16 protein-coding genes are annotated in these 20,022 nt (G+C 38.1%); 5 read left to right on the top strand and 11 right to left on the bottom strand.

Going from position 1 to position 20,022, the window contains the following annotated elements; translation table 11 throughout:
• Window positions 1–102: 102 nt before the first annotated feature.
• Window positions 103–654: a DUF3575 domain-containing protein gene (locus tag KO524_RS13545; RefSeq protein WP_219294769.1), complete on the top strand. Its 552-nt coding sequence runs from the start codon at window positions 103–105 to the stop codon at window positions 652–654.
• Window positions 655–877: 223 nt separating this feature from the next.
• On the opposite strand, the gene KO524_RS13540 is transcribed toward KO524_RS13545, so the two are convergent.
• The 11 genes from KO524_RS13540 to KO524_RS13490 form a co-directional block, all read right to left on the bottom strand.
• Window positions 878–3,532 carry a hypothetical protein gene (locus tag KO524_RS13540; RefSeq protein ID WP_219294768.1) on the bottom strand — a complete coding sequence of 885 codons (2,655 nt, stop codon included), beginning with the start codon at window positions 3,530–3,532 and terminating at the stop codon, window positions 878–880.
• Window positions 3,533–3,680: 148 nt separating this feature from the next.
• Complete coding sequence (locus tag KO524_RS13535) at window positions 3,681–4,385, bottom strand: GLPGLI family protein (protein ID WP_219294767.1); 705 nt, start codon at window positions 4,383–4,385, stop codon at window positions 3,681–3,683.
• A 32-nt stretch (window positions 4,386–4,417) separates the two neighbouring features.
• Entirely contained in the window at window positions 4,418–4,654 is a 237-nt protein-coding gene (locus tag KO524_RS13530) for a hypothetical protein (RefSeq protein ID WP_219294766.1), read from the bottom strand.
• A gap of 299 nt (window positions 4,655–4,953) precedes the next feature.
• Complete coding sequence (locus tag KO524_RS13525) at window positions 4,954–6,501, bottom strand: aldehyde dehydrogenase family protein (RefSeq protein WP_219294765.1); 1,548 nt, start codon at window positions 6,499–6,501, stop codon at window positions 4,954–4,956.
• A gap of 90 nt (window positions 6,502–6,591) precedes the next feature.
• Window positions 6,592–7,125 carry a 3-hydroxyanthranilate 3,4-dioxygenase gene (locus KO524_RS13520; protein ID WP_219294764.1) on the bottom strand — a complete coding sequence of 178 codons (534 nt, stop codon included), beginning with the start codon at window positions 7,123–7,125 and terminating at the stop codon, window positions 6,592–6,594.
• A gap of 21 nt (window positions 7,126–7,146) precedes the next feature.
• Window positions 7,147–8,415, bottom strand: coding sequence for a murein hydrolase activator EnvC (locus tag KO524_RS13515; RefSeq protein WP_219294763.1), 1,269 nt, complete (start codon window positions 8,413–8,415; stop codon window positions 7,147–7,149).
• An 18-nt stretch (window positions 8,416–8,433) separates the two neighbouring features.
• A complete protein-coding gene (locus KO524_RS13510; RefSeq protein ID WP_219294762.1) occupies window positions 8,434–9,213 on the bottom strand; it encodes a DUF4292 domain-containing protein in 780 nt (259 codons plus the stop codon).
• Between the two features lie 182 nt (window positions 9,214–9,395).
• The gene (locus KO524_RS13505) at window positions 9,396–10,406 is read right to left on the bottom strand and encodes a sugar phosphate nucleotidyltransferase (protein WP_219294761.1); all 1,011 of its coding nucleotides are present in this window, start codon (window positions 10,404–10,406) and stop codon (window positions 9,396–9,398) included.
• 16 nt (window positions 10,407–10,422) lie between these two features.
• Window positions 10,423–10,860 carry a dUTP diphosphatase gene (dut, locus tag KO524_RS13500; protein WP_219294760.1) on the bottom strand — a complete coding sequence of 146 codons (438 nt, stop codon included), beginning with the start codon at window positions 10,858–10,860 and terminating at the stop codon, window positions 10,423–10,425.
• Window positions 10,861–11,007: 147 nt separating this feature from the next.
• Complete coding sequence (locus KO524_RS13495) at window positions 11,008–12,462, bottom strand: polysaccharide biosynthesis C-terminal domain-containing protein (protein WP_219294759.1); 1,455 nt, start codon at window positions 12,460–12,462, stop codon at window positions 11,008–11,010.
• A gap of 66 nt (window positions 12,463–12,528) precedes the next feature.
• Complete coding sequence (locus KO524_RS13490; protein WP_219294758.1) at window positions 12,529–13,284, bottom strand: DUF3298 and DUF4163 domain-containing protein; 756 nt, start codon at window positions 13,282–13,284, stop codon at window positions 12,529–12,531.
• Between the two features lie 289 nt (window positions 13,285–13,573).
• On the opposite strand from KO524_RS13490, the gene KO524_RS13485 reads away from it, so the two are divergent.
• The 4 genes from KO524_RS13485 (at window position 13,574) to KO524_RS13470 (ending at window position 19,995) form a co-directional block, all read left to right on the top strand.
• Window positions 13,574–14,716 carry a cystathionine gamma-synthase gene (locus KO524_RS13485; protein WP_219294757.1) on the top strand — a complete coding sequence of 381 codons (1,143 nt, stop codon included), beginning with the start codon at window positions 13,574–13,576 and terminating at the stop codon, window positions 14,714–14,716.
• A 132-nt stretch (window positions 14,717–14,848) separates the two neighbouring features.
• Window positions 14,849–17,164, top strand: a complete 2,316-nt coding sequence (locus tag KO524_RS13480; RefSeq protein WP_219294756.1) for a two-component regulator propeller domain-containing protein — start codon at window positions 14,849–14,851, stop codon at window positions 17,162–17,164.
• Complete coding sequence (gene recO / locus KO524_RS13475; RefSeq protein ID WP_219294755.1) at window positions 17,164–17,886, top strand: DNA repair protein RecO; 723 nt, start codon at window positions 17,164–17,166, stop codon at window positions 17,884–17,886. The genes KO524_RS13480 and recO overlap by 1 nt, the downstream gene beginning before the upstream one ends.
• A 279-nt stretch (window positions 17,887–18,165) precedes the next feature.
• Window positions 18,166–19,995: a T9SS type A sorting domain-containing protein gene (locus KO524_RS13470; RefSeq protein WP_219294754.1), complete on the top strand. Its 1,830-nt coding sequence runs from the start codon at window positions 18,166–18,168 to the stop codon at window positions 19,993–19,995.
• Window positions 19,996–20,022: the final 27 nt, after the last annotated feature.

The following is a 20,022-nucleotide window of genomic DNA, read 5'->3' as shown; positions in this document are numbered from 1 at the left end:
GTTGCTATTAGCCAGTTTAAGGGTTTAATCGCTAAAATTGCCAAGGGCGATTCGAGGGATTTAATAGAAGGTTTCTCTATATTTGCATAAAAACAAACTACTATGAAAAGATTAATACTTGTCTTGCTTCTAATTGGTGGAAGCATAACGGCTCAAGCACAGGCTGTTAATGAAGTAAAATACAACATTTTGAATACGATCATCATGAAATCGGTGGAATTGGGTTACGAGCATTTTATCGATAGAGACCAGTCTGTTGGGGTGGATCTTTATTTAAACGATCGTTTCTCCTATTATCCAGAAAGCAAGAGCAAGGGGAAAAAATTTAGTACTACTAGTGTAGCGGCATCGTATAACTTCTATTTTGGAGGAAAAAACGGAGAAAATGGTTCGGGTTATTCGGTATCGCCGTTTTTAAAATACCGTTTTGGCGATTTTGAAGAGGACAAATGGAGAGAAGACGTATTAGTTACTGAAACTACAGATATGAACAGCGTTATTGTAGGAATTGGAATTGGTTATAAATGGGTGAAGAACGATTCGTTTACCATTCAACCTTTTGCAAACATCGGAAGAAATTTTAGTGAGGATGTTAACGACCGCTTTATGGCGATAGAGATGAATGCTGGAGTTACTATTGGTTACCGTTTTTAGTAACTAATAGTTTTAGACAAAACAAAGAGGCGGCCTTGGGGCGGCCTCTTTTTGTTTTATAGCATTTCCTTCCTTTAGGCGCGCGCGCAGATATGGGAGGTTTTCCCGTTTTGTAAAAACTCGTCCTTGGTGGGGCTCCCGTATTTTGAGTAACAATAAGATTGGTGCAAATAGATGCATCTCGATCAGATTGGTTTAATTATCTAAGTATTAAGGAACGTTGCTATAAGTTATATTGAACGGAAAACAGAACGATTCTAGGGAGCACATAAGTATTTTGATTCTCAACCATAAAATCGCTAAAACGAATTTTGGTTATAGTTCCAACGTTCAGAAGATTACTGCCTTTAATCATAAAAGTCCAAGGGCTGTTTTTCTTTTGAAACTCTAAATAGGTATTAACGGTATTTGAGTGGGTTTTATCTGAACCAATGGCGTTTTTTTGCCAATTGTAATCGGTTGTAAATATGCCGTTTTTGAGGATTTTGGTTTTTATTCTTATCAGGAAGTAATCCATGTTTGCGCTGTTGTCAAAATTACTAATCAGTTGTTGGAAAGATTTGTTATAGTGAAGTTCTATCGTGGGAATCTCTTTTGCCAAGGTTTTGAGACCTACACCAATTTGCTGAGTATTTCTTTTTGAGGCAATTTCTACAGTATTGGTTACCTGGGTATACCTACTAAAATTTAGCGAGCCGTTTAATCGAATTTCAATTTTATTAAAAGGCATACTTCCGAATGTGGACAAAGACCAATTGGTGTCGGGTCGATCGCTAGTAGAGGCTTCATAAAATTGATCAACTCCAATTAGCGTTAACTGATTGCGTATGTTTTTATTTTTCCGGTTTAAACTCGCAAGTAAATACATGTTCAATCCGGAATAGGTATTGAGTTTTCTGTAACGTAGATTCATTTGCTGGTACTGTAATTGTTGAAGTTCTGTATGCCCTTTAAAAAGAGAGTTAAAAGAATTAATACGCCAGGAAGTGGTATAATTTTCGGCATTTAGATAATTGTTTTTCAAACGATAATTTAAAGTGATTCCTTCGGATTTGGTCAATTCATATTCGAATTTTAATTCCGGCTCAAGGGTGTTTTGGGAAGAAACAATTTGAGCTGCTGGGTATTGGTTTTTCAATTGATAGTGATGAATAAACAGCCCTAAAGTTGTGGTGAATTTTTTATATAAAAACTTGTATTCCAGTCCAAGATAGGGATTGTTGAGCGAATAATTAATGCGATCTCCAAAACCAAAATCCTCTAGATCGATCCAGGATTCCTTGTCAAGATATGCAGTAGTAATATCGAGTAGGGTATTGTTTGAAAGATAACCCAAGGTGGTATAAACATGGTGTTTTATGCCTATTATCCAATAGTGTTTGGCGTTTAGATGAATGTTGTTTTGATTGACTTTTTTAAGTTCGCTTAAGCCATAGGATTGGGCGGTAGTCCATGGGATATGAGAGTTTAAAAAGGATTGATTTGAAAGCCAGTTTTGATTCGGTACTTCGCTGTTATACGTCTGTGAGATAGCGAGGCTTGTTTTGTTCTTTTTACCTATGGTTTTATGAAATTCGAACAATTGTGATAGGGTAAACTGATCAGCTTCCATGGATGAGTTTAGACTTTTTTCTGATGAATTCGTTAAGGTGAATAAGTAATCTTCTTTAAAATTAGAATTTACGGCAAAGTGAAAGTTATATTTAAAAGTGGTCTGCTGATTTTGTTGATAAGATGTAGTGAGTTTACCAGAGGTAAGATGATGCTTATTGTTGGAATCAGTTGTGCGATTTTCAAAAGTACTGTTGTCGGATTTAAGATATTGTATGGCATAGTCGGATTTTGTAGTCAACCAGTTTTTGTTGAAAAAGAATAAGGCTTGTATCTCCCATTTATCATGAAAGGAATAACGAAAATCTGTAGAGATAAATTGATTTTTATTTTTCAAGGCGTCGTGACGCTGTACATTCACAGTATTGAAATTAATCCGTTGATGCTGTTTATCATTTCTAAGATAAAGGCTATGGTCGGCATTAAAACGCAGTATATCCTCGTGTTTAAGTACTTCTAAGCCTGAGTTGTTTGCGTTTGCTATGGTACTCCAGTTGAGTTTTGGGGTGAAATAGAATACCGAGCTATGAGTTTCGAAAAAGTGCGGATTACCCAAACCCATCCGTAAATCGCCAAAACCCAAATTTTTCTTGCCTTCTTTTAATTTGATATTCATAGCTAGTTCATCAGATCCGGCTACTTCCTTCATGTGGGCTGCCTCTGTAAAATGATCGATAACTTCTACTTGACTAACGGCATCAGCAGGGATGTTTTCGACGCCTAACTTGGTCCCTCCTCCAAAAAAACGATTGCCTTCGACTAAAAAATGGGTAACCTTTTTACCATTTACGATAACGTGCCCATCGTCGGTAACTTCCATACCGGGTAATTTTGATAATTGATCTTTTAACTTGCGTTCGCTACCGTTCATAAAAGCAGCTATATCGTAAATTAGCGTGTCTTTTTTAACTGCCAGCGGTTGGTATTTATAAGCGATAATAATTTCCTTTATGGTGTCGCTTTTTTGAGAAAGTATGAAATCATGAGTAGTAATGGGATTTTTATAGCTGTAGTCGAGCGACTGTCCTTCAAACCCGATATGGTTTACGGTAATAGTATAGTTACTTTCTTTTTCTAGATTTAGTTTATAGCGTCCCAGATTATCTGCTGTGGCATATTTAATCTCCTTTTTCCCTTTTTTTTCTCGGGCAATAATATTGGTGTTTTGTAATATCTCACCAGAAGTTGTTTTAATGTTGCCAGTTAAGGTCTGTGCAAGGCTGTCAGTGACTAAGAGAAGTAATAGAAATAGTAAGGTTGGTTTCAAAAAACATTTGATTTGGGATTTCTAGTGTAACTAAGGACCGATATTGCGGTCTTTTTAAAGAATATTTTGTCTAGATTACTGTTTTAGTCGCTAAATATAAATTCCTAGTTGGACAATCTTAGAATGGTTTAGGTTCATTAAGGATTGTTCATTTGTTTTTTATTAACGCATGAATCAGCTTGGAGTAGGCTTCCGTGCTGATGACTTCTCCTCTAGTATCTGGTGTAGGCAGGGAAATTGTTCTGTCAAATTCTATTTTGGATAAGACAAACATAGTACTGCCCTTTTGAATTTGTACAATAAGGCCGGGCAGTCCCCCGTAGTTTGCGGGTCCAAAGGGAAATGGAAATTCAGGAGTATACCAGGCCGTGATTAAAAAACTCCTGCCATTGGGTTCTGTAACTGTTTTAGTGGCTTTATAGCTGGTATATTCATTGATTTTTTTGACTTCATTGTGAAGTTTCCAATCGCTATATAAGTCCTCGGTCAGTAAGTAGTGATCTTGCTTTATTCCCAAAACTGGCTGGGCCGAATTATGATGCCTAATACTGTTTTCTGGAACCGACATAAATACTGTTTTTTCACAGTTGCACAGGCTATGTGAAAAATCATTTTGCGAATTTCGATTGGCTGTAAGCATTTCAAAAACGGCGGTTTCTTTGTTGAAAATCAATCGCAATTTTACCTCATCTTCATGTCTTTTGGCGTCTTCAAAAACCGATTTGAAACGAGTCGAAGCCTTGTTGTCTGTATGCTCGAAGTGGTATTGGATGTTATAATAGGCAATATGGTGAGTCTGTGCTAGACCACTGAGGGAGAGTATACAGAATAGTTTGATAATATGTGTTTTCACAATGATTGTTTTAGTGAAGGATATTAATTTAACTAGCGGTAGTAAAGTTCTAAACATTCAAAAAAGAAAGCATCCGCTATTCTGGATGCCACTTCGAAATCCAATCCATTTACTTCTTGCATCACCTCTATATCATGAATCCATTGATCGGTACAAGGTGTGGCTAAGGCGGTATAGACTAAATGGGTTTCAACAATTAAGCTACTTGCATTTGTAGGCGAACAGCATAATGCAAAAAAAACTAGGGTTGCTATTAATTTTTTTTTCATTTTACGGCGTTTTTGCAATTAATAAATGGTTAGAGCAAATGGGGGGGGATGGCTTTGCAGTAAAATCAAATGTAAAAAATTAAAGGGATATGAAATACCGTCATTTATAAATGCGGTATTGCTGCTAAAGTTTTTCTACAATTGGAATTTAATCTTGTTGTAATATGTTGATTTACAGCACGATATTGGTTGTATGAAAATATTTATACAAAAAAAGAGAGACTCCATTGGAGTCTCTCTTTTTTAAAGGAGTGGTTTTAAAGCTTTATTTTATCAATAAATGCTTGTATTCTAATATCTTAGAAATCAAATTTTATTCCTTGAGCTAATGGAAGAGCCGTACCGTAGTTAATGGTGTTGGTTTGTCTTCTCATATAGGCTTTCCAAGCATCTGATCCAGACTCGCGTCCACCACCAGTTTCTTTTTCTCCACCGAAAGCACCACCGATTTCTGCACCAGATGTACCGATGTTTACATTGGCAATACCACAGTCAGAACCCGCTTGAGATAAGAATAATTCCATTTCTCTAACGTTGTTGGTAAAGATTGAAGAAGAAAGTCCTTGAGGAACTCCGTTTTGAATTGCAATAGCTTCTTCAATAGTACTGTATTTCATCACGTATAAAATCGGTGCGAAAGTCTCTGCCTGTACGATTTCAAATTCGTTTTTAGCTTCGATGATACACGGTTTTACATAACAGCCACTTTCGTAACCATTACCTTCTAATACACCGCCTTCTACCAATATTTTTCCGCCTTCTTGTTTGGCTTTTTCAATCGCATTAAGGTAGTCGTTTACCGCAGCTTTGTCGATTAGTGGCCCAACGTGATTGTTGGAATCCAATGGATTTCCAATTTTTAATTGAGCATAAGCACTTTGCAATACTTGTACGGTTTTATCGTAAACACTTTCGTGTATGATTAATCTTCTTGTAGAAGTACAACGTTGTCCAGCAGTTCCAACTGCTCCGAATACCGCTCCAACCAACACCATACTGATGTCTGAATGTTCTGAAACGATAATAGCATTGTTTCCACCTAATTCCAAAATAGTATTTCCGAAACGTTCGGCTACTGTTTTAGATACGTGACGACCGATACGTGTAGATCCTGTGAAAGAAACCAAAGGAATTCTAGGGTCGTTGTTGATTAAATCTCCACATTGATTACCGATAACCAAGTTGCTTACTCCTTCAGGAATATCGTTTGCTTTAAACACTTTAGAAACGATGTTTTGACAAGCTACACCACACAAAGGTGTTTTTGAACTCGGTTTCCAGATACAAACGTCTCCACAAACCCAAGCCAACATGGTGTTCCAGCTCCATACAGCCACTGGAAAGTTAAATGCTGAGATAATTCCCACCACTCCGTAAGGATGCCATTGCTCGTACATTCTGTGTTGCGGACGTTCCGAATGCATGGTTAATCCATACAACTGACGCGAAAGACCTACTGCAAAATCACAGATGTCAATCATTTCTTGTACTTCACCCAAACCTTCTTGTAAACTTTTTCCCATTTCATAAGAAACCAGTTTACCCAAAGGCTCTTTATATTTTCTCAATTCGATTCCGATTTGACGAACGATATCACCACGTTTTGGTGCAGGCACCATTCTCCATGATTTAAAAGCCTCTTCGGCTGCGGTCATCGCTGTTGCGTAATCTTCTTTTGTAGATGTTTTTACCTTTCCGATTAATTCTCCAGTTGCTGGTGAATAAGATTCAAGAATCTCCCCGTTAGAAAAAGTATTAGAACCAGTAGAAGTTCCATTATTTATTTCCGCTAGGCCTAATTGCTTTAATGCCTCTTGAATACCAAATTGGTCTGTTACTGTTGCCATGATATATTGTTAATTGATTGATCTATTATTGTGCTGCGAATTTACAAAAAATATATGGAAGCTGCCCGACGATTTCGACTATGCTAATGATTACTTAATAAATCGTGCATCGGCTTCCATTACCGTTTGGCAATTGCTGCAGCTTCTGAGGGTTTCAGAAGTGTAGAAGGTTTTAAAGTGGGGTAAAAAATCCGTTTCTATATTCGTCAATTCAAAATACGCCTCGTGTAATAAATGGTTGCAGTTTTCGCAATACCACAACAAACCGTCGCGTTGGCCTTTGCCCTCTCTGGTTTTTTCGACAACCAATCCCACCGAACCCGCTGTGCGAATAGGGCTATGTGGTGTTTTTGCCGGTAACAAGTAAATGTCGCCCGGATTTAAAATCAGGGATTTTCGAATGCCGTCCTCTTGAATATCAACCTGAATACTTCCTTCCAACTGGTAAAAGAATTCCTCTGATTCATTATAGTGAAAATCCTTACGAGCGTTAGGCCCTCCTACGACCATCACTATAAAATCTTCAGATTCTATATAAATGTTTTTATTGCCCACTGGGGGTTTTAATAGATCGCGATTCGCTTCGATCCATTGTTGTAGATTAAAAGGTTTTCTACTGCTCATAAAAAGTGTTTTTCTATTGCGTTAGTTACTTCTGCTCAACCAGCTTTGCGGATTGTGAATAGTGGTATTGTGGGAAAGTAAAAATTTTAAAACGGCACGTCCTGTAGCATTGGTACTGATCGTTCCTATATTTTCTTTAATGCTTACTTTATCCCCTTTTTTAACACTTACAGAACTCAGGTTTTGATAAACGGTGATATAATCTCCATGTTGAATCAAAACCGCTTTGTTTCCTCCCGAAAGCACTTGTACTTGAAGTACTTCGCCTCCAAAAACAGCACGTGCAGACGAGCCGGGCTCGGTGCTGATTTCCAAACCACTATTGTGAATGGTTAGTTGGCTTTGTACCGGATGGGGTTGGTCTCCGTATGGTAGTGATATATAGCCTTTTGCCACCGGCCAAGGCAAGCTACCTTGATTGGCTTTAAAGTTATTTGCTATAATTTTGCCTTCAGGTGTTAATTCGAAAGTAGTCGTGTTGGATTTGGCTGGAGCAGTTGGTGTTTTTTTACCCGCTTTTGCTGCTGCCTTCGCCGCGGCTTCCCTTGCTTTTCTGTTAGCTTCTGCAATAGCTTCGCGAATCAATTTCTGAATTTGTCGGTCAATCGCTCGAGTTTCCTCCTGTTTTTTCTTGATTTGATCGTTGTATTTCTTTTGATCTTTTTTGATTAAAGCAACGAGTTCTTCTTGCTTAATACGATCTTTCTCCAATTCTTTCTTTTCCTTTTCAGCATCGTTTAACAACAAGCGCTGCTTGGATTTTTGACTTTCTAAGGTTGCCACAATGGCTTGAACTTCCGTCGATTTTACTTTTACTTCTTCGCCTTGATTCTTTCGAAAACTGGCGTATTGTTTCATGTATTGAATGCGTTTATAGGCCTGCAAGAAGTTTTTAGATGATAAAATGAACATCATACGGCTTTGCTCCGAACGACTTTTATACGATTTGGCAATCATTTTGGCATAATCGGCTTTGAGAATACCGAGTTCTTTTTGAAGCTTATTGATTTGTAACTGATTTTTATAGATATTATCTGTTAACAAACGCAGTTGTTGTTGGGTATTTTGAATCAATTCTTGACTGAGTCGGATCTTCTTATTTTGCTCAGCAATTTCCGCAAGTACGTTACGCTCTTTGGATTTTTCGGTAAGCAACATTTTTTGAACGTTTTTTATTTCTTTCAAAATTTGTTCTTTGCGAAGTTCCAAATTGCGCTGTTTATCAGTGGTTTGTGACCATGAGGCCTGACACAATAACGTGAATAATAGGATGTAAATCAGTCTTTGCATTGAATATTTTTAGCCAATTTAATTAATATTGATTCGTTTATAATTGCTCGGAACACTGTAGGGGAACGTTAATTCCTCATTAAAAGTCACTTGGTTATAAATAATGTTCAAATGTATGGTTTTTTCTTGTTCTGCATCGATTTTTATTTCGGTGGGCAGGGTGATGTTCTGTATCTTTTGATAATTGGGATAGGAAATGGTGATGCTCCGATTTTGTTTTTTCTGAGTCAGCGCCTCTTTTTTAAGTAGCAATCCCTCGTCCTCAAAGTAATAGGTAGATTCGAGACCTTTGGTATTGGTAGACTCAAGTTTGTGCAGTCCTTCTTCCAAACTCGCTATGAGTTTTTCTCGATTTAAATCATTAATCGCATGTCCCAAAAGTAGATTTTGAACTTTTTGAAAATCCAAGTCGGTACCCAACCATTGGCTCAACATACGGTAGTCGCCTTCAAAATAGGCGCTATTCATTTTTTCGTAATACTGTACTTTGTCTTTAGTAATTAGTGCTTTGGCGACAGTGAAACCCAAAAATTTTACGTTAAGTAGAATCTGCTTGTCTTTTTCGATGCGAATTTCGGTCGTTGCATTGAGGTTTTGACCTTTACCCTGATAGTTTGTACTACCTTTAATAAAGGCTGTTTTAAAATCGAGGGAGTTTTTATAATGTCCGTTTACAATATTTAGTACGGATTTGGATTGAGATGCCGCGGATTCCGTTATATCGGTTCCGGGTATTTGGGTTGATTTACAAGCTCCTAAAGTGAGTAGTATTAGGCAAAGGGCGAAGACTTTTTTCATATAAGACTGTGGTTGTTGTTTTAAACGATTCTATAACTTTTGCTAAATCTTTTTCGGCGATTTGTACTAAACGATCGTTTAGTTGGAGCGAAAAAAACGAATTGGTATAGCCATAGCAAATAACATTCCCTTTTTATATATCAAGTCCGTTTCGTTAAATACAAAACGGACTTTGGATTCTTTTATTCTAAAACGGAATAGTCTCCAATACTAATTTGGGTGTGTTTTCCGTTGTAAACAGCATAGTTACCGACCATGGCATTGTCTAAATTCGCATGGCGAATTTGTGCAAAGGTTTGTACCAAACTGTTGCTGATGTTGGTGTCTTCGATTAGGCTACCTGAACCTATGGAAACGTGAGGACCTACTGTACTGTTCTTTAAAACCACGTTTTCTCCTATATAACAAGGTGGAATAATGGTACTGTTTTCCAATTGTACCGAGTCGGATACGAGATTTATCTTGTCGAGATGTAAAAAGCGAAGCATGCGGTTGTTGGTATCAACAGTAACATCTTTATTTCCGCAGTCCATCCATTCGTCCACTTTACCTGGAACAAAACGCATTCCCTTTTGCTTCATGTTTTCTAAAGCATCCGTTAATTGGTATTCGCCGCCTTTGGTTACGTTATTGTCCAAAAGGTATTCCAGTTCCTTGCGTAGTGTTTCGCCGCTTTTGAAATAATAAATTCCGATAATAGCCAAGTCAGAGATAAATTCTTTTGGTTTTTCAACGAAATCAACAATCTCATTTTGAGCATTGAGTTGTACCACTCCAAAAGCACTTGGATCAGCAACTTGTTTTACCCAAATCACGCTGTCGGCTGTTTTGTCTAAAGTGAAATCGGCGCGGAAAAGGGTGTCGGCATAAGCCACAACCACTGGTCCTTCCATGCTTTCTTTAGCACACAAAATGGCATGAGCAGTACCCAAGGCTTCATTTTGATAGTATATGGTGCCTTTTGCACCGAGTTTTTTTGCGATAGCAATCAAATCGGCTTCTACTTTTTTACCAAAACTCTCGTGTATGATAAAGGCGATTTCTTCTATGGTACCGTCCAAAACTTTGGCGATATCTTCGACCAATCGATGTACTATAGGTTTTCCCGCTATGGGAATTAACGGTTTGGGAACCGTAAGTGTATGCGGGCGAAGACGAGAACCTCGTCCAGCCATAGGTACTATTATTTTCATTTTTCTTGCAATTTTTTTATTTGGTTCCAGTACTGCCAAATCCTCCAGTGCCGCGTTCGGTTTCCGAAAGCACGTTAACGGCTTCCCATTGAATTTGTTCAAATTTGGAAATCACCATTTGAGCAATGCGCTCCCCGTTTTCAACCACAAAGGGCTCTGTAGATAGATTAACCAAAATGATGCCAATCTCGCCGCGATAGTCCGCATCTATAGTTCCTGGTGAATTGAGTAGGGTAATTCCCTTTTTAGCAGCCAAGCCACTTCTCGGGCGAATTTGCGCTTCATAACCATCGGGTAATTCAATAAATAATCCCGTTGGTACTATGGCTCGTTCCAGTGATTTTAAAGTAATAGGTGTACTGATATTCGCTCGTAAATCCATACCTGCAGAGGAAGTGGTTTCGTAATTCGGTAAAGGGTGTTGCGAGTGATTAATTATTTTTATGGTTTTCATACGGTTTTGTTTTATTCAACAGTTCTAAAATACGCAGCTGCATATTGGATTTGACTCTGAGCATACTAAAGTCAAGGGAAATAATCCATACGGCTTCACGTGAAACAAATATAAGGTATTCTATATATTTAATAAAAGCTGTTTGGGTTATTTCATCAATGTTCTAATCAGTTTGCCTTCGTTTTTAATTAATAAACCGACAAAAATCGCTATAAAGGCCATTCCAATCCAGTAATTCTCTCTGAAAACGTAAAAATATAAGGCGGAAAGGCCTACCGACATCGCGGTATAGCCAACGATGGCTTTTTTGTCATAAGGAATGGGATAATAGCGATTGCCCAAAACATAGGATATGAGCATCATGCTTCCGTAAGCCAATAAAGTGGCAATTGCAGAGCCTACATAACTCCAAATAGGAATCAGGGCGTAGTTTAAAACAATGGTCAATACAGCTCCAAAAATGGAGATATAGGCTCCAATCATGGTTTTGTCTCTCAGTTTATACCAAACCGATAAATTGGCATAAATACCCAAACAAAAGTTGGCCAAAATAATTAAGGGTACCACTTTCATCGCTTCCCAATAAGTAGGGTTGGGAATCATAATCGGTTTTAATAAATCGACAAAAACAATGACAGTCAACATAATCAAACTGCCTATAATAGCAAAGTATTTGGTAATGGTCGCGTATTTTGTAGGGGCGTCCTCATTTTTGGCATAATTAAAAAAGAAGGGTTCTATACCCAAGGTATATGCCTGTCTAAACAAAACCATAAATAATCCCAACTTATAACATGCGGCATATTTCCCCACTTCGGTAAGCGCAATTTCGGGAGGGAGTAATCGGCCCAATAGAATTTTGTCAAAACTCTCGTTTATAGCAAAAGCCAGTCCTCCTATCATTACGGGAAATCCGTATTTAATCATCTGTTTGCCGAGTTCCATATTAAAGTGAAATCGGATTTTTATATAATCGGAGGCAAAGACCAAAAGCGTTAATCCGCTCGCAATCAGATTGGCTAAAAAAACGTATTGAACCTGTTGTCCTTCTGTGTAAATCGAATCAAAAAAGGAATCGGGATAAGCCTGAGCGAGTTGGGGTAATAAATACAGGAAAAAGATGTTTAAGGATACGTTTACAATGACGTTTCCAATTTTTACAGCGCTGTAAAATGTGGGTCGTTGATTGGCGCGTAACTTGGAAAAGGGAATAATAACCAAGGCATCTAAAACCAATATCCAAATCAGGTATTGAATTATTTTTGCATCGACTTGTAGGTAGCTGCTCCAGTAATTTTGAGTCCATAGTCCGAAGACCAAAAACAGTATAGAGGTAATGGAAAGGTATAATAAGGAGTTGTTAACAACCTCCTGTTTGTCTTCTCTTAGATTGTAAAACCTAAAAAAAGCCGTTTCCATACCAAAGGCAAGGACCACATTAAAAAACATCATGATGGAAAATACAATATTGTACTCTCCATAGACATTATTTGCCATGAATGACGTATGGAACGACACCAAGAAAAATCCGAGTAATTTCGGAAATACAGTGGCTAGACCATAAATAGCAGTTTGTTTAAAAATTTTTTTATAGATGCTCAAAATCAGCGGTTTCTGTCAGTTGCCAAAAATAATCAATAAATGCACAAAATCAGGAGCATTATAGATTTATTTTATGCGTAAAAAAGGTGCTACTTCGGCATAAGTAAATACCAATTTGGTTGGGCCGTCGGCATAAGAGGCGATTTCATAGGTATTGTAGTAAGCGACAAACTGATCGTTATAGTACAAAAGGGTTTCCGGTAATTTAAAGCGGTCGTCTTCAAACATCAATCCGATGCTGTTTAGGTTTTTATCGGCTGGAATATGGAGTTGACTGCGCAGTTTTTTTTCAACCAAATCAGAAAACCCTTTTTTGTCGGTAAAGAGCTCGTCGTTGGTGTATAAATGACCGTTTTCCGGATTGTAATTTAGGGCGCGTAGGCCTTCATATCCGTGCGCTCCTCCAGAAAAAGTATAGTGCTTGAGGTGTATGGATATGATTTGTGGACTTTGATAAGCAACAGTTCCGCTAACCTGTGCTTGCCAAGGAGTACTTTCTTTTGGGTAATCTCTCTTGAGTTGGTTATACGACTCTACAAAAGAGGATACAATTTCTTCGTATGTAGTAGCCTTACTCGGTTCTTCAGCAAATGAAACGATTTGACTAATGGTCAATAAGGTCGTTTTGTTGATGCTGTCGGCAGCTATTGAATTTTTGTTAATCGCAATGGGAATTTCAATCGTAGCTTTGGTACAATCGTCCTCGGTACAAGGCGGTGTGGAAAGCTGTTCGAATTTTTGAGTTTCAAAAACCAAGCCCTTGTCTTTCTGACAACTAACGACCAGTAATAAACTCATAAATAATAAGGGAAAGGTCTTCATAAGGCGCAGGAAAAAGTGTTAATTAATAACAAATTTATACAATTTACTTTGTAATTAAAAGTATATTTGTGTTTAAATCAAATGCAAAATGACATTGGGAGAATAAACCAATGAATTGACTGTTAAACATGCGATTCATTATTGCTTTTTGCGATGTTAATAGGTTTGTAATTAGAGTATTAAACGAAAAGCTAGTGGGAAAATTGTTCGAAACGCCGTGAGTTATCAGTGTATAATCAGGTGAGAGGACGGTGGTTACTACCAGGCTTTAAAAACAATAAAAAACAAGATGAAATTCAATACTAAAACCATTCATGGAGGTCAGCAAGTCGATCCGAGTACAGGCGCTGTAATGCCTCCGGTATATCATACCTCTACCTTTGCACAAAGCAGCCCTGGTGTTCACTCGGGTTACGAATACAGTCGCGCAGCCAACCCGACGAGAACGGCTTTGGAAAACGCATTGGCCAGTATCGAAAACGGCGCAAGAGGATTGGCTTTTTCTTCAGGATTAGCGGCCACGGATTGTGTGTTGCGCATGTTAAAACCGGGAGATGAAGTTATTGCTATGGACGATCTTTATGGCGGAACCTATAGAATGTTTACGAGAATTTATCAAGACATGGGAATTGTATTCCATTTCGTTGATATGAATAATATTGAGGCCTTTCAATCGGTTATAACAGCTAAAACGAAATTGGTATGGGTGGAAACACCGACTAATCCGTTGATGAAATTGGCAGATATTGCGCGTATAGCTGAAATTACCAAAGAGAAAAAAATTCTATTTGTTGTAGACAATACCTTTGCAACGCCTTATTTGCAAAACCCATTGGATTTAGGTGCAGATGTAGTGATGCATTCTGCAACCAAATACTTAGGTGGGCATTCAGACGTGATTGCTGGAGCGTTGATAACCAAAGAGGCCGAATTGGGAGAGAAACTGCATTTCTACCAATTTGCAACAGGAGCTACCTTAGGACCTCAAGAGAGTTTTTTGGTGCTTAGAGGAATCAAGACATTGCATTTACGCGTACAACGTCATTCTGAAAACGGAATGAAGGTGGCGCATTATTTAAAAAATCACCCTAAAGTTAATCAGGTTTTTTATCCGGGACTTGAAGATCATCCGCAGTTTGATATCGCTCAAAAACAGATGAAAAACGGTTTTGGAGGCATGGTTTCCTTTACGTTTAAATCTGGAGCAAAGGCAGATGCCATTGACTTTTTGGAAAGGGTTGAGGTGTTTACTTTAGCAGAATCTTTGGGAGGGGTGGAATCCTTGGCCAACCATCCGGCTTTGATGACACATGCTTCTATACCCGAAGACAAACGCAAGGAAATCGGTGTTACTGATGACTTGGTTCGATTGAGTGTGGGTGTGGAAGATATTGACGACTTAATTCAGGATCTCGAACAAGCATTTAAATAGTAGCGGATTACGAAATACAAATCATAAGTAAACACCAAAGGCTGTCTCAAAAAGACGGCCTTTGTTATTTTTTGATGAAATACCCGTAAATATGAAGGTGTTATAATATATTTGTGTTTTAAATCTGTTCCCATGAAGTGTATTACCTACTTGTTGTTGTTGTTTATCGGTCTTTCTGGGCAAGCGCAAACCCAATCGTGGAAGGGCTATTTTTCCTATGCGGAAATCAGTTCCATTTCGACTTCTTCTACGGAGGTTTATGCCGCTACGAGCAGTTCGGTGTTGGTATTTGATGTGGCGTCTAAGCAAGTGGAAACCATCAGCTCCATTGAGGGATTAAAAACACAGAAAATCACTACGATTTTTTACAGTGAAAAGTTTAAAAAATTGGTTGTTGGAAACGAAGACGGCTCTATCCAAATATGGCATCGTCCAAGCGGTAAAGTCAGTATAATCAACGATATAGTTAACAAAACAGCGATACCGCCTACGGCAAAGCGAATCAATATGTTTCTTGAAATTGGTGGGGAATTATTCATAGCAACAGATTATGGCATCAGTGTATTAAACTTGAACAACAATGCTTTTGGAGATACGTACTTTATAGGCGATAGTGGCGATAATGTAGCGGTCAAACAGTTGGCTATTTTGGGCAATTGGATTTATGCAGCCACGGCTGATTATGGTTTAAAAAGAGGGTTAATTAGCAATCCAAATTTGGTCGATTTTTCGCAGTGGGAGGTTTTTGATAATGGGAAATGGGATAAGATATTTGTATGGTCTGGTCAATTGGCTGGTGTTAAGGACGATCATTCTTTATACCGTTTTGATTCGGGTATAGCAACGGCTCTTTTCGATTTTAGGCGTGCGGTTTTAGATGTGCAAATCAGTACGGAAAATCAATTAATGGCTACCACCGAGGCAGAGAATTATTGGTTTAATGCAGCGGGTGTTGTATCGTCAAAGATTGATGCCAACTATGAATGGACAGGAGGATTTAGTTCGGCTGCGATTTTGGGCAATGATTTTTATGTAGGAACCAATACGGCGGGACTATTTCAATACGATCGATCGTTAATGCAACAGCCCAACTCACTATCGCCAGATGGTCCAATTAACAATAAGGTGTTTTCGCTTTTAAAAACAGACAATGGTCTTTGGATGATATTCGGGGGTTATAGCAAAGACTATAATCCGCACAATCCTGATTTGGCTCGTTACGGGCTCAGTTTCTACAGCCCAAATAAAGGTTGGGATATGATTCCTTATACTCAATTACAAGGCGCGGAAGCATTGTCGTTTGCTGCAGTTAATCCGCGTAAACCCGGACATTTATATGTGAGTTCATTTCATTCGGGCTTTTTGGATATCACTTTAAAACCTCAGGATTTAAAAACCAGTGAAGTCAAATTGTACAACCACCTCAATACCGGTTCAAACGGTTTACAAAAAGTGGAAGTAGCGCTGCCTGCGGGATATGTTTCCGTACGTATCAACGGAACGGCTTTTGATAACGAAGGCAATGCGTGGATGACAAACAGTTTGGTCGATTCATCGATTAAAGAAATGTTGGTTAATGGCGATTGGACCTCTTACAGTTTACAAGGAACGGTACCTGAAGTAGAGGAAACGAGTTTTGGTGTGCCGCTCATCGATAAAAACGGAACCAAATGGATGGGGAGCTCCAATCGTGGTTTGATTGGATTCAATGAAAAACGCGGAAACAAGAAAATGGTTATCAATGAAAGCAATGGTAATTTACCCGATACCTATGTGCGCAGCATTGCTTTGGACAACAACAACCAACTTTGGATAGGAACCTATAAGGGATTGCGTATTATTCCAAATGTTGATCGATTTATCAACGAGTCGCAATTGACTGCCAATTCCATTATCATTAAGGAGGATGGCATTGCTCAAGAACTGTTCTATGGACAAAATATCACCAAAATCAAAGTGGATGGTGCTAATAATAAATGGGTTGCCGTAGCTGATGCGGGTGTGTATTTAATCTCGCCAAACGGACAAAAAACCCTATATCGTTTTACCAAAGCCAATTCGCCTTTGCCGAGTAATAACATCAGTGATATCGAAATCGATGGAACTACGGGGGAGGTGTTTTTTGCCACCGACAACGGTATGGTGTCCTTTAAGGGAAGTGCTACCGCAGCTAGAGCTTCATTTAGTAATGTTTTTGCCTATCCCAATCCGGTGCGTCCAGAATTTGCTGGCGATGTGAAAATTTCCGGACTCATGGATAAATCCAATGTAAAAATAACCGATATCGAGGGCAATTTGGTTTTTGAGGCTACTTCTGAAGGCGGAACGGTACTTTGGGATACCTATGCATTTGGTGGAAAAAAAGTTTCCTCAGGTGTTTATTTGATATTGGTTTCGTCTAAGGATGGATCGGAAAAAACCGTTAAAAAAATCATGGTAATTCGCTAATGTTAATCAAAACCAAGGCCGTGGTATTGAGCGCGGTCAAATACCAAGAGAAGAGTTTAATTGTCAAGTGCTTTACGCAGTTTAGTGGGGTTAAGTCCTATTATATACGCAATGCCTTTTCCAAGGGAAAGGGTGCACAAAACAATGCCTATTTCCGGCCTTTAACCCTATTGGAAATAGAGGCGCAACACAAAAATAAAGGCGGTTTAGAATATTTAAAAGAACTGAAATTAGCCCACCCATACCAAACTATTTATAGTGATTTTTACAAAAACAGCATGGGCATTTTTATAGCCGAAATGCTGCATAATCTCATTAAAGAAGAAGAACCCAACGAACCTCTTTTTGAATATTTAGAAACGGCCTTGTTGTGGTTTGACCATCAAGAGGAAGCAGCTAATTTTCATCTTATAGTGCTGTTGGGAATCACCAAATACTTGGGTTTTTATCCCGATTTTTCCGAATCTGAAGAAGCCTTTTTTAATCCCTTGGCAGGAAATTTTACAGCATTTTTTGAAAAAAGTTGTTTTGAAGCTGAGGAAACACAATTGTTTAAAAGATTACTGACACACGGTTTTCAGTCCAATCAGCAAATATTTAGCGCTAGAGAGCGCAACGCGCTGTTGGAGCTTTTGTTGCGTTATTACAACCTGCACATTTCGGGTTTTCGAAATCCAAAATCGCTAAGCGTGTTGCGGGAAATATTTTCCAACTTTAAATAACAACCTCATTTTATTAGTATGATAAAAAAACCGCTATTGGCGGTTTTTTTGATTTCTACATGTGCCAAAATGGACCTATTGTAATTATAAAGTTTAATTTATTTTACTGTTTGTGAAATTTTAATTAAAATATGAAAACTTTTAATTAATATTAAGTATTTAGAAATTGTGTTTTTTGTTAAAATAGTTAATTTGATTTCTTTTTTATTCCGTAATTTTTGTATTATTGCAAATTATATGAGAACTCTGTATTTCTTAGAGTGTCTAAAGATGATTTTTATGATTCGGATATTTACTTTGTGTTTGAGTGTTTTTTTTACGATTTTTTTACATGCACAGCCCTCGGGAAAACGGGCTCCTACAATGTGGTTGCGTGATATGCACGGCTTGCATGATACGGACAAACTCAATGGGTATTCTAAAATTTCTTTTCTAAAGGAAATTGAAATAGTGACTAAAAAGAATGTGTTGGGTAAAAACAATACGGTTTATATGGTCTATAAAAGTCAGGAGAAAGATTCTATTTCGCTACTAACTTTATTGAGTATTCCTAAACGTTGGCAAATTTTTACGAATCAAATAATAACGCCAACTGAAAAGAAAATCACCAAGGGAAATCTTTTAACAGGCTTGGTTTTAAACTTCTCCTTTGCCGATCCGGAGAGGGGGCTTTCAAACGACTATTTATTGCTGAATAACAAGTATGATTTCGATAAAACAGCCATTTATGAGGTAATGGTATATAATGGGCATCTATCTGATTATGCTCTGAAAAGAAACGACACCTATTTGTCTCTAAAATATGGAATTAGCCTATTTGACTCCAACAGATATATAGGCTTAGACAAACAACCGCTATGGACAGAGGCTGCGGGTGCAAATTTTGGACAGCAGCTTATTGGTGTTGGACGAAGTGATGCTTTTGACTGGTATCAATTGACGACTACTCATTCGGAACACCCCAATATAAGATTTTCAATTCAAGCAGATTCTTTGGAGCGAATAAAGAGTAAAGAAAAGCGTATCCTAAAAGACGAGAGTTATGTATTGATTGGGAATAACGGAAAAAGTTTGACTTTTAGTGAGGCTGTGGATGGTGTGGAATTATTGAAAAGAGCATGGATGGTGCAGCCAAAACAGTTAGCTGCGCCTACTACAGTTACCTTGGATTTACCCGATTTAAAAGACATCGACCAAAAACATTGGTTATATATCAATCGAACTCAGCCTGAATTTTTGGGGGTCCATATCGAAAAATATTTGGGTGTGGTTCAAGATAGTAGTCGATTGGTTTTTTCGAATATCATTTGGGACACCGATCACAGTGGCTACGATTATTTTACCCTTGGACGAAAAGCCAAATTCCAATTTGAAACTCAAAAACTAGCCCAATGTTTTGACTTCAATTCCATAGAAATTGCAATTAAGGGCGGTTCAGCTCCATACAAAGTTAGTTTAAAAAGCCCTAATCAGCCGGAAGTGGTTCGCATTTTTGATGCGGAAATAGGCGTTTTAACCGATGTTAAGAGTGGTGCTTATCAAATTGAAATTCAAGATGCCCATGGTGAATTAGCGCTAAATCAAATAAAAATCGATAAAGATCCTTTAGCTCAAATAAGTCTAGACTCCGAATGGCTGTTAAATACCAAAGAAAACAAAGTGGTTGTTAAACCCAAAGTTATCAATACTAGTGGTGTTAAATTGAGTTATGCATGGGAAAAGGATGGGAAGATTGTGTCTAAAACCCAACAGTTAGTTGCGCATACAGTCGGAAAATACCGATTAAGCGTTACCGACAATCAAGGTTGTGAAAAACAGTTCGATACCGAAGTGGTAAAAGAAAGCAAAACGGCTGTGATTTCTGAAAGATGGACGGTTTACCCGAATCCGACAAAAGTCGGTGAATCCTTTGATATTCAGTTTGATTTGGCGGGCTTGTCGGACGTGGTTTTATACACTTATACGGTGGATGGAAAATACATCAACAAACGCGAGTTGGGGAAAGTACAACAAACCACGGTTTCTCATATTATTTACCAACCGGGAGTTTATATGTTGGTTGCCATTATACAAGGGAAAACAGAATTAAAAAAGATAGTAGTACAATAAAAGTTATAAGCCATACAATCAATGACA

Source organism: Flavobacterium sp. NKUCC04_CG, assembly GCF_019345525.1.
GTDB lineage: Bacteria > Bacteroidota > Bacteroidia > Flavobacteriales > Flavobacteriaceae > Flavobacterium.
The sequence above is the reverse complement of the archived record's forward strand: the minus strand, read 5'-3'. Positions and strand labels throughout refer to the sequence as shown.

Excerpts from the sequence above, each read along its gene's own strand:
- KO524_RS13545 (WP_219294769.1), top strand. The coding sequence starts at position 103 with ATGAAAAGATTAATACTTGTCTTGCTTCTAATTGGTGGAAGCATAACG.
- KO524_RS13530 (WP_219294766.1), bottom strand. The coding sequence starts at position 4,654 with ATGAAAAAAAAATTAATAGCAACCCTAGTTTTTTTTGCATTATGCTGT.
- KO524_RS13525 (WP_219294765.1), bottom strand. The coding sequence starts at position 6,501 with ATGGCAACAGTAACAGACCAATTTGGTATTCAAGAGGCATTAAAGCAA.
- KO524_RS13520 (WP_219294764.1), bottom strand. The coding sequence starts at position 7,125 with ATGAGCAGTAGAAAACCTTTTAATCTACAACAATGGATCGAAGCGAAT.
- KO524_RS13515 (WP_219294763.1), bottom strand. The coding sequence starts at position 8,415 with ATGCAAAGACTGATTTACATCCTATTATTCACGTTATTGTGTCAGGCC.
- KO524_RS13510 (WP_219294762.1), bottom strand. The coding sequence starts at position 9,213 with ATGAAAAAAGTCTTCGCCCTTTGCCTAATACTACTCACTTTAGGAGCT.
- KO524_RS13505 (WP_219294761.1), bottom strand. The coding sequence starts at position 10,406 with ATGAAAATAATAGTACCTATGGCTGGACGAGGTTCTCGTCTTCGCCCG.
- dut (WP_219294760.1), bottom strand. The coding sequence starts at position 10,860 with ATGAAAACCATAAAAATAATTAATCACTCGCAACACCCTTTACCGAAT.
- KO524_RS13490 (WP_219294758.1), bottom strand. The coding sequence starts at position 13,284 with ATGAAGACCTTTCCCTTATTATTTATGAGTTTATTACTGGTCGTTAGT.
- KO524_RS13485 (WP_219294757.1), top strand. The coding sequence starts at position 13,574 with ATGAAATTCAATACTAAAACCATTCATGGAGGTCAGCAAGTCGATCCG.
- KO524_RS13480 (WP_219294756.1), top strand. The coding sequence starts at position 14,849 with ATGAAGTGTATTACCTACTTGTTGTTGTTGTTTATCGGTCTTTCTGGG.
- recO (WP_219294755.1), top strand. The coding sequence starts at position 17,164 with ATGTTAATCAAAACCAAGGCCGTGGTATTGAGCGCGGTCAAATACCAA.
- KO524_RS13470 (WP_219294754.1), top strand. The coding sequence starts at position 18,166 with ATGATTCGGATATTTACTTTGTGTTTGAGTGTTTTTTTTACGATTTTT.